Raw genomic sequence first — 12,774 nt, 5'->3', positions numbered from 1 at the left:
TAATGCCGTAATTTCATTATAGAGGTCCTTTTTGGTAAAATGAGGAATACCATCTATCATATTCTTTTTCTAATAGGTATGCTCTCTTTTCTTGCCTTAATTGCCGGGGTATTTCTAGACTATCCAAATATTCTTGTTCAACATTAATATTGATTTTCACTCTACCGCAAAAAGGAAAATTGAAACAAATACTCATAACTTCTTCCTCCTTAATTTAATCAAGTCATCAATTAACTGTTAACTGTTAATCAAAGTTTATCAGGTAAATTTGAGTGCACAAAGGATAGCGGGACTGATTTCTACTCCCTTAAAAGTACCAACTTAACTCATACTTAAGTATGAGTAGTCAGTTCGAAAGGTTATCTTCATATTGGAGGGTTAACCATGGCTAAAGTAGGAAAAAAAGGTTATTTTAAAAATTATAACCCTGTTTCAGGTGATGTGATCGGGGAGTATAAAATTGCTGAAGAGGACGAAATTCAAACAGCCATAAATTTAGCCAGGCAGGAATGGCAATCATGGAAACAAGTGTCTCTTAAAGAACGAAGCCGAGTATTAACCAAAATCCGCCAACAAATTGTATCGGATATGTCAGAGCTAGTAAAAATCATCTGCCAAGATACAGGAAAAGTGCGACAAGACCTTTAATGGCAGATATTTATCCCACCCTTGAAGTGATTAAATATTATGAAAAAAACTTAACAAAAATTTTAAAACCAGAAAAAAGAAAAACTCCCTTAGCTGCTATCGGCAATGTTTCTTGGATAGAGTACTTTCCCAAGGGGGTTATCGGCATAATATCACCCTGGAATTATCCATTACAGCTGGCAATGATACCTGTCATTACTGCCATAGCCGCTGGCAATGCAGTCATTTTAAAGCCTTCTGAGTTAACCCCCTTTGTTGGAGAAAAATTCAAGAAATGCTTTCCGATATTCAGGGCCTACCCTCGGACCTGGTACAAGTAGTTCAGGGACCAGGTATTGTAGGCCAAAAGATAGTATCAGCTAAACCCGATATGATTTTCTTCACAGGAAGTGTTAATACAGGTAAGAAAGTCAAAGCTGCGGCTTCAGAACAACTTATACCAGTAGAATTGGAATTGGGAGGAAAAGATCCCATGATAGTCTTAGAAGACGCTAATTTGGAAAGAGCTGCTGAAGGTGCAGTTTACGGAGGGTTTGCCAATACGGGACAACTCTGTGTAAGCACTGAGAGACTTTACGTTCAAGAAACTATAGCTAATAAATTCCTAGAAATTATTAAAGAAAAAACAGAAAGAACAAAAAGTAATCAGGGGGATTGAGGAGATATTGGCCCCTTTACTCATCCGGGCCAAAAAGAACATGTGATCTCTCAAATCAATGATGCTATCAATAAAGGGGCACATCTTGTAAAAGGTAAAGACGAATTAGAAAGAACAGAAAAGGATAATTGTCTAGCACCTATTATTTTAACGGGAGTAGACCATTCTATGGATATAATGCAGGAGGAAACCTTTGGTCCAGTCCTCCCTATGACAACTTTTTTCCACCGATGAAGAAGCAATCCAGCTGGCCAACGACAGCTACTATGGCTTAAATGCCAGTGTTTGGAGTACAAACTACAGGCGAGCCAAGACCATCGCTAGACAGCTGGAAACAGGAAATTGCATGATAAATGATATATTCAGAAATGTTAGCAATCCTTATCTACCCTTTGGTGGAATAAAAAACAGCGGTATAGGTAGTTACCATGGAAAAGAAGGGTTAATTAATTTCTCCCACACCAAATCAGTTATGCTGAATAAAAACCGTCGTGCCAGAGAAATTAATTGGTTCCCCTTTGGCAAAGAAATGTATCATGATATTGAAAAGTTCTTATCTCTATATTTTGCCGATGCATCTTTACTACATAAGTTTATCGGGGTCCCAAAACAATTACTTAAGATTTTAAGACGATTATAGACCTGTGTGCTTGGCTACGGCTTCCACGTCCTTGTCACCGCGACCCGATAAATTAACTATTATCAGTTCATCTTTGTCAGTATTAGGTGCAAGTTTATTTAAATACGCTAGTGCATGACTACTTTCCAAAGCTGGTACAATGCCTTCACAGAAAGCCAGATCCCTGTAAGCTTCTAGGGCTTCCTGATCAGTAACGGCTACGTAGGAGGCCCTACCTGAAGCTTTAAGATGTGAATGTTCGGGACCTACCCCGGGATAATCCAAACCCGATGATATGGAATGTGTATCATGGGGAGCATCTCCTTCCCCTTTTAGATAATAGGTGTAAGCTCCATGAAGCATTCCCGGTTCACCTTGTGTCAAAGTAGCTGCATGATCGCCCTTTGTTAAACTTTTACCTCCAGCTTCTACGCCATGTATTTTCACTTCCGAATTATCAATAAAAGCAGAGAATAAACCGATGGCATTACTACCGCCTCCGACACAAGCTACAATGTGGTCGGGATTCTTACCTTCAAGTTCATTAATCTGGACTTTAGCTTCCCGGCCAATCACAGATTGATAATCCCTGACTATTGTAGGGTATGGATGTGGCCCAACACATGAACCCAAGAGATAATGGGTATTTTCAAGGTTTTCAACCCAGTATGAAAGGGCTTCATTAACGGCGTCATTTAAAGTTTGATTTCCCGATTCTACTTTTATGACTTTAGCTCCCAAAAGTTCCATTCGAAATACATTTAATGGCTGTTTTTTGGCATCTAATGCTCCCATAAAAATAGTACAATTAAACCCAAATTTAGCAGAGACTGCTGCTGTGGCCACTCCATGCTGACCCGCTCCTGTTTCTGCTACTATTTCCTGTTTCCCCATTTTTTGGGCGAGAAGAATTTGTCCAATTGTATTGTTTAATTTATGAGCACCTAAGTGGTTTAGATCTTCACGTTTTAAAAAGATCTTCCCTCCTCCAAGCTTTTCCGTTAAATTCTTAGCATAATATAAAGGAGTAGGACGTCCACCAAAGGTGTGCAAGTGGTATTCAAACTCCTTATAGAAATCAGAGTCGTCTTTGTATTTATAATAAAACTCTGTTAGTTCCTCTAAAGAAGGCTTCAGGGCTTCATCAACATGCTGACCGCCAAATTCTCCGTAAAAACCTATTTTAGTCATATTCATACCTCCACATAATTTTTTATTTCAACTAAGTAGTTTTAAAAATTTAGTTAGATTGTTTGATTCAATAATTGGTTTCTTAAAATAGATTAAAGGCGCCAGCGAAAAACCACTTGTTCAGATATATTTGGTTTTCTCATGATTATCAACCCCTTTCACCAAATAAAAAAGCTTTCATCCTCAACTAATAACAGTTAAGGACGAAAGCTTATCTAGCTTCCGCGGTACCACCCAAACTTGGTAGGTCAAATTAAACCCTACCCTCTCGTCAATAATCGCTCAGGGGTCCATTCAATCCTGGGTCCTCACCGGGCTCCCACCTTTTCCCGGCTCTCTAGAGAGGCCTTTGGATCTACTCTGTCCCATCGTCGCTTTACTGTGGTAAAATTTTAAATAATAGTTTACCAGTAAATTTGTACTTTGTCAACATAATAACGAGTATAGCAACATAACGAGAACAATACCTTCCTAAAACAATACCTTCCTAATTGTGATTATATTTCAAAATGATATAATAATATAAATGATGTTTGGTAACATAGTTCCATTACTTTAGGAATTATAAAAATGGAGGTAATAAAATTGAAAACAATTTTGGGTATTAGTGCCGGAAGAAAAAATAAAGTTACAGAATCAGTGGTTGAAGCAGTCTTAACAGGAGCTAAAGAATATTCATCAGCCGATATTGATTATGAATTAATTTCTCTATCGGGTAAATTAATTAGGCCATGTGAGGCCTGTAATGGTTGTGTGAATACAAATAAGTGTATCCTTAAAGATGATTTTCCATGGATTATGGATAAAATGATCGAAGCAGATGCTATTGTTTTCGGAGCTCCTACTTATTGGAACCATATGAATGCTAAAGGACAAGCCTTTTGGGAAAGAGCTTGTTTTTTAAGTCGGCACAACGCTGTTTTTTTATTAAAAGACAAACCAGGGGGAATTGTGGCAATTGACGGTAAAGGAACTGATAACTATGTGATCAGAGATCTTAAGGAATATTACCAAGATGCCAGGATTAAGTACACAGGAAGTGTAACTGCACAGGGAGAATATGCCTGCTTCACTTGTGGATATGGAAGCTTCTGTTCTGTTGGAGGTTTTGCAGAATTGTATCCATTAGGAACTGAAATCACCGATGATTTGAAACCTTCAGCCAATAACCAACATCCAGAAACGACATTTAATAAGGAATGGAAAACTCAAAGTGATAAAAATTGTAAAAAAGATAATAATAAAAGAATTCAAGATAAATCAAGGACTATTATCCCTGAAGCTAAACAATTAGGGGCTAAAATAACTAAAATGTGTTGGGACCACCACTAAAGTATTGGTATTTCGTTAAAGACTTTATTTGGTTTTTTAATCAATAATGATTACGCCCCCCTGCGTAATCAATTTCTTTATGATATTTTTCCATAGTTTTTTCTCTGTATTCTCTGCTATTTTGAAGGGTTTTGTTTTCCTTTACGAAATAACTTTTAATGAAAAAATTAAGTCCTGAAAATATTTTAAGAGAATAAAAAGCTAAGATTATAATAATCCCTATATTTATATAGGTGAAAATTCCATTAGCAAAAATATATGACATTATCAGATCTGTTATAAAAAGTAGGGCTAAAAATATCAATCCTTGCACCATAAATACAACTCCAGTCTTTCTTAAACGCTTGGCAAACTTCTCACTAGTGGGATCTCCTAATAATCTTGAAGTAAAGGGAGGCATAAAGAAAGATTTTAACATAAAAACACCTCCAAAAAAGTAAAGCTACTATTAAAAATATTATACCATATTTCAACACCTTTAATATAATTAATTAAGAGAAATTTGAAAATTTTGCTATACCCAAACAAATGCGAATCAATTATCAATTAATCAAGAGTAGGATCGTGGACAACCCCCATAAACAGGATAGTATCAACTTCAGTGTTTTCAATAGCATAGAAGAATGGACGGTTGAATTCAATTTGGAATTCGTGCATAGATGCCGCCTCCTCAACTGCCACGGAAGTGGCAGCTGCTGCTTCCGTACCCTTTTCATCTACTTCAATAAAGGATTTATGAAGTACTTCACTGATATAAATTCCCTGGGACTGATGGAACATTTTACTTAAATCAGCATCTTCAAAAGGGGTTTCCATCCCCATATCCTTTAAGACATCGTTCAGTTCAATTTCGTATTCCATTTTAAATTTTGGAAGTTTAACTTCACCTTCTAAATCCATAAATTCTTTCTGCCACTTTTTCCAGTTCTGTGAGTTCATTTCATTGTAGAAGTCTTCCAAAGAGTTTTCTTCCTGTGGTAAATATAATGTCATTTGATAGCTTTCATCTTCATAGGGTAGAGCTACAGCTTGAAACAAGTTATTTTCTAAATATGAAAATTCTTCTTCAGAAATAGACATCATATCAACAGTACGTTCTTCACCTTTTTCTGTGATAAAAGTGTCTTCCCTGGTATTCTCTTCCGGAAATGGAATATCCCAATTTCCATTAAAATAAATTGCATTGATTAGATATACAAGCACTCCATTTGGAATATTATCGGGAACCATTTCTTCTATTTTATCTTCTGTATTCTCTGCCACCCAATTGTTAATAGTGTCTGAGGCTTCTGGATCATTAAAATCAAGTTCCTCCATACGGGCATTGTAGTAATCTTTCATATCATCCTGAAATGTATCTAGAAATTCAACCCTGTTTTTTCGTCCCCAAATGGAATTGGCAATTTGTAAGTCAACACCGCCGTATTCCAAATAGTTGGCCAAATGATGCATTTGCTCATTAAGCTCTTCTGAATCGAGTCCATTTAATTTTAAAGCTGTTTCCATTTCTTCCTTGGTTTCCCCATCCGCTCCACTGTAAGTCATATACAAAGCGTAGTTCACACTTATGGGAGAGATCATAATATTTTCTTCAGGATCCGAGTCTACTACATTTTGAAACAGGTCAAGAGAAAATTCTTTCTGTGCTCCAAATAATCCAAATCTAAGTCTTCATACGCCTCGTCTCTTTGCTCTTTTTGTTGTTGGTCCACATAACTATCCCAGGTCCTGATCCCTAAGGTTAAAATACCGCCCCCAAGGACCAAAACAGCGAGTAAAACTATACCAGCCTTTCTATTCATTAAAGTTTTATCCCCCTCTAAATCTCATTATCTATTAATTTATGTTTATTATTTCAAGACGTTTTATGGATAAAATAGTAGTGTCAGTTAGGATAAAAATTATAAAACAAATTATAAAACGAGTTTATGAAATCAATTAAAGAAAACATTAAATTTAAAAAAGTGGACTTAGGTCAAAATTTTGGACACCAAAAAGTTAAGTATTAAGCAGATTGCTTTGCTAGATCCTCAACATGTTGAGGAGTTAAAAACTCCAAACTTCCATGGATTCTTGTTCTGTTGTACCAGCTCTCAATGAACCTAAATAGAGCAATTTCAGCCGATTTGAAGTCTAAGTACTTAACATGGTTAACTTCTTCCTTTTTCAAAGTAGCATGAAATGATTCGATATGTGCATTGTCATAAGGGCAGCCTTTTCTGCTAAATGATTGCTTGATCCCTTTGTACCTTAAAAAACGCTTAAAGTCATCGCTAGTGTACTGGGTACCTAGATCACTATGTAGAATAAGTCCATTGCCAGGTTTCTGTGTATCATAAGCATTTTTAACAGCTTTAATAACTAAATCTGTTGTCATGGTCTTGCTAAAAGAGTATCCAACAATTTTATGGGTGTGTAAATCCATTACAGAGGCTAAGTAGCACCAGCCGTCTTTAACAGTATCAATGTATGTAATATCAGTAACCCACTTTTGATTGACAAATGTAGTTGAAAAGTCTTGTTTTAGGAGATTCTCTCGTTCGACTACTTTTTCTCTACTAGGATAAGGCCGATATTTTTTCCTGACAATTGATTTGATACCCTCTTTTCTCATTAATCGTTGGACTCTTTTTAAGCTGACTTTGTATCCTTTATTGATTAGCACAGCGTGGATCTTTGGTGCACCATATCGCTTTTTACTGTTTTTATGAATTTGAGTTATTTGATCTAATAGTTCTCTGTTTTCTTTGTCACGATTAGATTCAACTCGATTTATTGTTTCGTAATAAGTACTTCTCGGAAAGTCTAGAGCATCACAAATAGCTTTGATAGTATGCTCGTCCTTTTGTTCTTTTATAAATTCAGTAAGCTCTGTATTGTCTACTTTTTGGCGAATATGGTCATAGCCTTTTTTAAGATTTCATTCTCCTCTTTCAAGCGAGCCATTTCTTTTTGCATTTCTTCCACATCTTTTGAAGTGGCTCCCTCACTGCCAGATTGTTGGTTTGGAGAGAAATCTTTGATCCATTTATAAATAGTAACCTCTGTCACACCATATTCGCTAGACAAATCCTTCACAGAACTACCTGAATTATATAAATCTACAATTGTTCTTTTGAAGTCTTCATTATATCTCTTATTACTCATTACTGGACACATCCTTTCGTTATTAATATTGTAAGTGACTTAACCATGATGTGTCCAAGAATTTATACTAACACCAAAAGTGTTTTTTTATGGTAAAATTTAGTAATAAAATTTAAAATGAAAATGCTTAATGCTTAATAAGGAGGATGCTAATGAAACAAAAGATTATTTTACTGGCTATGAGCACTTTATTGTTAATGACATTTACCGGCTGTACAAAATTTGAAATATTATTGTCAGAGACAATTGAAGACAAAGATAATTACACAGTGGAAACAGCTACCACAGAAGCTTATCATAAAGATATGAAGTTGGATATTGAAACTACTAATGGTGATATTGTAATAGACAACTGGAACGAAGATCATATCAAGTTTGAATTTAAAAAAGTTATGTATACCACATCACAAGAAAGGGCCGAAGAAATTGCAGAAGAAACTGAAATAAAGTTTAACAGAGATGGCAACGATTTAATAGCAGATGTGCAAAAAGCCGATATGGGATCTACTGAAAGTATATCTATAAATTATCATGTTAAAATCCCCGAAGAATTTAATGGTAAGTTTAATAGTACAAATGGTGATATTACTATAGAAAAAATGTCAGGAGAACTCGATATTGATTCTACTAACGGAGAAATAAGCTTAACTGATATAAGTGGTAAGTACATTGATATCACAACAACTAACGGTGATATTGAAAATCAAGATATAAACAGCGATTTAACAATAGACACAACCAATGGAAAGATTTATATCAGCAATTTACAGGGAAATTCAGATATTACGTCTACTAATGGTGATGTAATCCTGACAGATATAACGGGTGATGCGAATATAGAGACAGTTAACGGAGACATTACTGTCAGTACTTTGACTGGTGATTTGGAATACCACACTACTAATGGGGATGTCCAAATAGAATAAGGAAGACTTTCTGAGCGTATATCTAGTTTAGCCACATCTCGGGATGTTTTTCTATATACTCCTCTTGTGGCCACATCTCCCCTTGATGGACAGTGCCGTCATTATAAATCACTCTAAGATTAATTCTTTCAACTTCTTCATCAAAGGTTTTGGCAATTTCAAATATTGGTATCTCTTCATCTCGCTCTTTTCGAGTACCGGGTTCAAATTCATAACTATTTTCCTGACCTGTATCGTATTTCACGTCCAGAAAAGCTTCTTCTATATTAAAAAAATCAAGCTCGGGGCCATCCAATGCAGTATTACTTAATTCCATGTCAAAGCCCTTTATGTTACCCTGGGGATCTTCACCACTAGAAAACGATATTGGGAGGGCGGGCTGGGGTCGATAATGTCTGGCAGATAAAGTAGTATCCTCACTCACTCTGGTATGATCACCTTTTGCTATATAACGATAGTTATAATCTTCTTTCGGATCTAATTCTAGAGAAGCAGAATAAGTTAAGTCATCTATTTGAACAACAGTCAGCCGCTCCCAAGCTTCTTCATCTTGGTCATCTTTAGAGTACTCAAGGTAAACATCAGCATCTTCTTCTATTTCTCGAAAGCTCCAAGATAGCTCCATAATAATTTCTTCAGGAGATGATTTTTCTTGGTCAACGGAAAACTCCTCTGATAGTATCCATTGTTGTTCTTTTTCCAGATTATAAAGGTTCTCTTGAATAGAGTTTATGCTTCTATACATTCGTTGGTTTTCATTGTTAACCTTATGAGAAACTTGTGTTATTTCATCCTCTAATTGCACTACTCGCAAAAATCCGTATACATTAATTGCCAGAGATATAATCAATAATGTTAATAGTAATTTAAACCGGCTATCAGTCATTTAAATCCCCCTAACTTTAATGGATGTACTGTCAAACCGCATAATCAGTTCAATTGTAAATTTTACAGTACAACAACTAAATATACCAGAGCATAATTAATAAGAAAAATTTAAAAAACCAATACTAAAATCACATAATTTAACAAAGGAGCATGGTTATGGAAGTAGTAATCAGGGCGTTAATCATTTATCCATGGACTGTGATAATTTTCAGGTTCATGGGTAAAGGAATCACCTTTCAACAAAAACCTTATGACTTTATGGTTATGATGTTGATAGGTTCATCTGCGGCAGCACTAATAGTCAATAGAGATGTGCCTATAATCAATTCTTTAGTGGCATTAGCGGCATTAGGAATATTGCATACCATCATAAGTACTGCTACTCTCAGTAACAAATTAAAATATTACATTGGGGGTCGTCCTGATATTCTAATCAGGAATGGACGAATTGTGAAAGAAAACCTTATCAAAAACCAAGTAAATTTGGATCAGTTATTAGCAGCTTTAAGGAATCAAGGATATAGAAGAATTCATGATATTGAATTTGCCGTGTTAGAAGCCAATGGCCAGATGTCAGTCATCCCAAAATCTCAATACAGACCGATTAATCCTAATGATTTATCTCTCAATACAATATATGAGGGAATCCCCACACCTCTGATTTTAGATGGTCAAATTATATTAAAAAATTTGGAAGAGATCGGATTAGATATAAAATGGCTAAAAAACAAACTTTCGGATCGAGGTATTACTGATCCCGATTATGTGTTATTGGCGTTAATCGATACTGACGGAAGTTTATATATATCGGAACAACCAGATATTGAACCTATAAGATCCTTCTTTATTGGAGAAGGAAAAGATAAAATACAAGGAAAAAACCCGGATAACAATCTGGGATGATCTGACAACTAGGGAATGAATAATAACTAAAATGGGATTAATTTATTGAAACAAAAGGATTATCTCGGATATAAAACCTCCAGAGTTTGTCTGTATATTCTTCGGCATAATCGATATTCACTCTTTTAGCAGGAATAATTTGATAGCTCTGTGAATCACAAGCATGTCTAAGATAGATTTCCTTACTGGCAACTAGATCTTGGCCATTCAAGGATTTATCTATTGCCATAGCCTGGGACAGTTTCCCGGGGCCATTTGTCAGTTCAGTTTTTTTATTGGATTTGATATTTCTATTATCTCTCATGGTTTTAAGGCCTGAAATAGGCTCACCAGCCCTAATAAACACCGCCTCTGGCCTGTCTTGTTTACTGACTACTACATTGAAACAATAATGTAAACCATAAATAAGATAAACATAGACATAACCGCCGGATTTGTACATAACTTCAGTACGATTTGTCCGCTTGTTTTGATAAGCATGGCAGCCTTTATCTTCTGGTCCACAATAGGCTTCTGTATCTACTATCCTGCAAATCAATTCTTCCCCATTGAGATTTCTAACAAGTAACTTCCCTATTAAATCCTTTGCTACTGATACGGCGTCTCTTTGAAAAAATTCATAATCTAATTTCACTATCCTCACTCCCAACTAGCATTTGCTAATTGCTAATGCCTTTCGATTATCTCATAGGCATTTTTAACTTCTTCTTCCTTCACCAAAATCACAGCAGTTGTTGCCCTAGAAGAGCGACCAGGACCTCCTCTCACCAATAATTTGCAGTTAATCCCCTGCTGCTTTAATTGAGAGTACTTTTCCTGGACTTCAGCCAGATTTATTTGACTGCCGCCATATACTTCAACCCAACCCCTATCTTTAGTGATAATTAGGTATATACCAAGAGTAATTAAGATAACTACTGCAATAATTATAATAATTTCCAAGCTTTGTCCTCCTTAAGCCTGATAATCACCGCTTAATGCCTCCCTTAATATTTCAATATCTTTTTCAAGTTCATTGATTCGTTTTTGTAGTATTTTATAGACTATTATAGATGGTATGGAAATTATTATAAATTGAATTGTAAATACAACTAAATAATCAAAACCAGGTGGCATTACTAATCACCTCACTCAATATTTTTTGTACTACATTATGACATGACAAAAGAAAAGATTAAATTTATAACCACTCCTTGTAAATCACTATTTATACTCAAAGCACAGATTCCACTAAAATTTCAGCTGTTGCAAAATTGGTGGCTACCGGAATATTATGGACATCACAGATACGCAGTAGTGCCGTGATATCCGGCTCATGAGGTTGAGCAGTTAACGGGTCTCGAAGAAAAAATACAAAATCCACGTTTCCGGTTGCAATTTCACTTCCTATCTGCTGATCTCCACCTAAGGGACCTGATTGATAGCGATGTACCATCAAGTTTGTGTTTTCTGCGATTAATCTTCCGGTGCTATTTGTTGCACATAAAGTATGTGTTGCCAACACATGTTCGTAGCGTTTAATAAAGTGCAACAATTCATCTTTTTTATTATCGTGAGCAATTAAAGCTATTCTCAATGTTTACACTCCTTTACAGTTTGTCAAATATAATTCTTCTAACTTCCTTTCCTGTCTATTTCTATATATTATACCTCTAACTTCTACTATATATCTTTTTTCCCTGCATGAATATTGTCGAATCTTATAGCTTTAAAAACTATAAAAAATGGAGAATACCACTAATAATTGTCCAATTAAAGATAGAGAATAAATTAATAAGCAACTTGTCATCAACTTGTCATCTCATTAGTTAATCAATAGACCGTAATACAGATATAACAAGGTGTGAATTGTATATGTCTCCTAAAAAAGTTCTCGGGTTAATAACTTTTTTCATAACAGGAAGTTATCTTTTATATAATTCCTTTGTCAGGCAGGGGATATTTGAAAGCCTGGTGATTTTAATAATTGGCTTCGGTTTCATCGCAGGATTGGCCAGACATTATCGTAGACTCAGAGAATAATATTAGTATATTAGATTTACAGTTTTGTCCAATTTTGTTTAGTTTACAGCATAATATTAGGAGAGAGTTTTATGAAAAAACAATTGATTACCCTAATCACATCTATTGTCTCTGTAATAGTAACTTATTTATTAAATCATCATTTGGCTTTAGGACCTTTTTTTGCTAATGGCATTGTTGGCTTAAGTGGTGCCCTTCTTTTTCCTAAATGGGCCGGAGGAATATATATTGCGTCTTTTGTAGGGATGTCATCTACTGAAATAATACCAACTTTAGGCAGTGCTTTCTGGGCCGGAATAATAGTAGGACTTGTATTCGCAAATACAAGTCCTGTTTTTGATGGCTTGGGAGGCAAAGGAGGAATCACGGCAGCTACTTCTGTGCTATTGTATAGGATTCTTTTACTTCTTATAGGTAGCTAGAAAATTATAATACTATAA

Annotated in this window: 18 protein-coding genes and 1 pseudogene; 8 read left to right on the top strand and 11 right to left on the bottom strand. The window is 35.4% G+C overall.

Features of this window, described 5'->3' with window-relative positions; genetic code table 11:
* Positions 1 to 16: 16 nt before the first annotated feature.
* Entirely contained in the window at positions 17 to 196 is a 180-nt protein-coding gene (locus NTHER_RS03745) for a hypothetical protein (RefSeq protein WP_012447196.1), read from the bottom strand.
* Positions 197 to 384: 188 nt separating this feature from the next.
* On the opposite strand from NTHER_RS03745, the gene NTHER_RS16340 reads away from it, so the two are divergent.
* From NTHER_RS16340 to NTHER_RS15035, 3 genes and pseudogenes are all read left to right on the top strand, one after another.
* On the top strand, positions 385 to 648 hold the full coding sequence (locus NTHER_RS16340; RefSeq protein ID WP_052291946.1) for an aldehyde dehydrogenase family protein: 264 nt from the start codon (positions 385 to 387) through the stop codon (positions 646 to 648).
* Positions 648 to 1,540, top strand: a pseudogene (locus NTHER_RS16490) (aldehyde dehydrogenase family protein). The gene NTHER_RS16340 and the pseudogene NTHER_RS16490 overlap by 1 nt, the downstream one beginning before the upstream one ends.
* Before the next feature lie 7 nt (positions 1,541 to 1,547).
* Positions 1,548 to 1,946 carry an aldehyde dehydrogenase family protein gene (locus tag NTHER_RS15035; protein ID WP_083762678.1) on the top strand — a complete coding sequence of 133 codons (399 nt, stop codon included), beginning with the start codon at positions 1,548 to 1,550 and terminating at the stop codon, positions 1,944 to 1,946.
* On the opposite strand, the gene trpB is transcribed toward NTHER_RS15035, so the two are convergent.
* Positions 1,941 to 3,116, bottom strand: coding sequence for a tryptophan synthase subunit beta (gene trpB / locus NTHER_RS03735; RefSeq protein ID WP_012447195.1), 1,176 nt, complete (start codon positions 3,114 to 3,116; stop codon positions 1,941 to 1,943). The genes NTHER_RS15035 and trpB overlap by 6 nt on opposite strands.
* A 585-nt stretch (positions 3,117 to 3,701) precedes the next feature.
* On the opposite strand from trpB, the gene NTHER_RS03730 reads away from it, so the two are divergent.
* The gene (locus NTHER_RS03730) at positions 3,702 to 4,448 is read left to right on the top strand and encodes a flavodoxin family protein (protein WP_012447194.1); all 747 of its coding nucleotides are present in this window, start codon (positions 3,702 to 3,704) and stop codon (positions 4,446 to 4,448) included.
* A 40-nt stretch (positions 4,449 to 4,488) separates the two neighbouring features.
* On the opposite strand, the gene NTHER_RS03725 is transcribed toward NTHER_RS03730, so the two are convergent.
* From NTHER_RS03725 to NTHER_RS15540, 4 genes are all read right to left on the bottom strand, one after another.
* Positions 4,489 to 4,866 (bottom strand): hypothetical protein, encoded by a 378-nt coding sequence (locus tag NTHER_RS03725; protein ID WP_012447193.1) that lies wholly within the window; start codon positions 4,864 to 4,866, stop codon positions 4,489 to 4,491.
* Positions 4,867 to 4,994: 128 nt separating this feature from the next.
* Positions 4,995 to 6,071 carry a serpin family protein gene (locus tag NTHER_RS03720; protein ID WP_041366882.1) on the bottom strand — a complete coding sequence of 359 codons (1,077 nt, stop codon included), beginning with the start codon at positions 6,069 to 6,071 and terminating at the stop codon, positions 4,995 to 4,997.
* The gene (locus tag NTHER_RS03715) at positions 6,056 to 6,250 is read right to left on the bottom strand and encodes a hypothetical protein (protein ID WP_012447191.1); all 195 of its coding nucleotides are present in this window, start codon (positions 6,248 to 6,250) and stop codon (positions 6,056 to 6,058) included. The genes NTHER_RS03720 and NTHER_RS03715 overlap by 16 nt, the downstream gene beginning before the upstream one ends.
* 203 nt (positions 6,251 to 6,453) lie before the next feature.
* Positions 6,454 to 7,595 (bottom strand): IS3 family transposase gene (locus NTHER_RS15540; RefSeq protein ID WP_414628103.1). Its coding sequence is split into 2 segments (ribosomal slippage): positions 6,454 to 7,355 and positions 7,355 to 7,595, totalling 1,143 coding nucleotides; the frame shifts between segments, so codons are not numbered across the junction.
* Positions 7,596 to 7,747: 152 nt separating this feature from the next.
* Between NTHER_RS15540 and NTHER_RS03700 the strand changes: the two genes are divergently transcribed.
* Positions 7,748 to 8,521, top strand: a complete 774-nt coding sequence (locus NTHER_RS03700; protein ID WP_012447189.1) for a DUF4097 family beta strand repeat-containing protein — start codon at positions 7,748 to 7,750, stop codon at positions 8,519 to 8,521.
* Positions 8,522 to 8,543: 22 nt separating this feature from the next.
* On the opposite strand, the gene NTHER_RS03695 is transcribed toward NTHER_RS03700, so the two are convergent.
* Positions 8,544 to 9,407 carry a hypothetical protein gene (locus tag NTHER_RS03695; RefSeq protein ID WP_012447188.1) on the bottom strand — a complete coding sequence of 288 codons (864 nt, stop codon included), beginning with the start codon at positions 9,405 to 9,407 and terminating at the stop codon, positions 8,544 to 8,546.
* Between the two features lie 158 nt (positions 9,408 to 9,565).
* Here NTHER_RS03695 and NTHER_RS03690 point away from each other — a divergent pair, with 158 nt between their 5' ends.
* The gene (locus tag NTHER_RS03690) at positions 9,566 to 10,312 is read left to right on the top strand and encodes a YetF domain-containing protein (protein WP_012447187.1); all 747 of its coding nucleotides are present in this window, start codon (positions 9,566 to 9,568) and stop codon (positions 10,310 to 10,312) included.
* Positions 10,313 to 10,349: 37 nt separating this feature from the next.
* Here NTHER_RS03690 and NTHER_RS03685 read toward each other — a convergent pair whose 3' ends face one another.
* The 4 genes from NTHER_RS03685 to NTHER_RS03675 all read right to left on the bottom strand — a co-directional run bounded on the left by NTHER_RS03685 (position 10,350) and on the right by NTHER_RS03675 (position 11,888).
* Positions 10,350 to 10,946 (bottom strand): DNA-3-methyladenine glycosylase, encoded by a 597-nt coding sequence (locus NTHER_RS03685; protein ID WP_012447186.1) that lies wholly within the window; start codon positions 10,944 to 10,946, stop codon positions 10,350 to 10,352.
* Between the two features lie 32 nt (positions 10,947 to 10,978).
* Positions 10,979 to 11,254 (bottom strand): hypothetical protein, encoded by a 276-nt coding sequence (locus tag NTHER_RS03680; RefSeq protein ID WP_012447185.1) that lies wholly within the window; start codon positions 11,252 to 11,254, stop codon positions 10,979 to 10,981.
* 12 nt (positions 11,255 to 11,266) lie between these two features.
* The gene (locus NTHER_RS15755) at positions 11,267 to 11,428 is read right to left on the bottom strand and encodes a hypothetical protein (protein ID WP_012447184.1); all 162 of its coding nucleotides are present in this window, start codon (positions 11,426 to 11,428) and stop codon (positions 11,267 to 11,269) included.
* Positions 11,429 to 11,525: 97 nt separating this feature from the next.
* A complete protein-coding gene (locus NTHER_RS03675) occupies positions 11,526 to 11,888 on the bottom strand; it encodes a methylglyoxal synthase (RefSeq protein WP_012447183.1) in 363 nt (120 codons plus the stop codon).
* 278 nt (positions 11,889 to 12,166) lie between these two features.
* On the opposite strand from NTHER_RS03675, the gene NTHER_RS15860 reads away from it, so the two are divergent.
* A complete protein-coding gene (locus tag NTHER_RS15860; RefSeq protein WP_158438206.1) occupies positions 12,167 to 12,334 on the top strand; it encodes a hypothetical protein in 168 nt (55 codons plus the stop codon).
* Between the two features lie 71 nt (positions 12,335 to 12,405).
* A complete protein-coding gene (locus NTHER_RS03670; protein ID WP_012447182.1) occupies positions 12,406 to 12,756 on the top strand; it encodes a hypothetical protein in 351 nt (116 codons plus the stop codon).
* Positions 12,757 to 12,774: the final 18 nt, after the last annotated feature.

It is taken from the genome of Natranaerobius thermophilus JW/NM-WN-LF (assembly GCF_000020005.1).
In the GTDB taxonomy this organism is placed as follows: Bacteria; Bacillota; Natranaerobiia; order Natranaerobiales; family Natranaerobiaceae; genus Natranaerobius; species Natranaerobius thermophilus.
The sequence above is the reverse complement of the archived record's forward strand: the minus strand, read 5'-3'. Positions and strand labels throughout refer to the sequence as shown.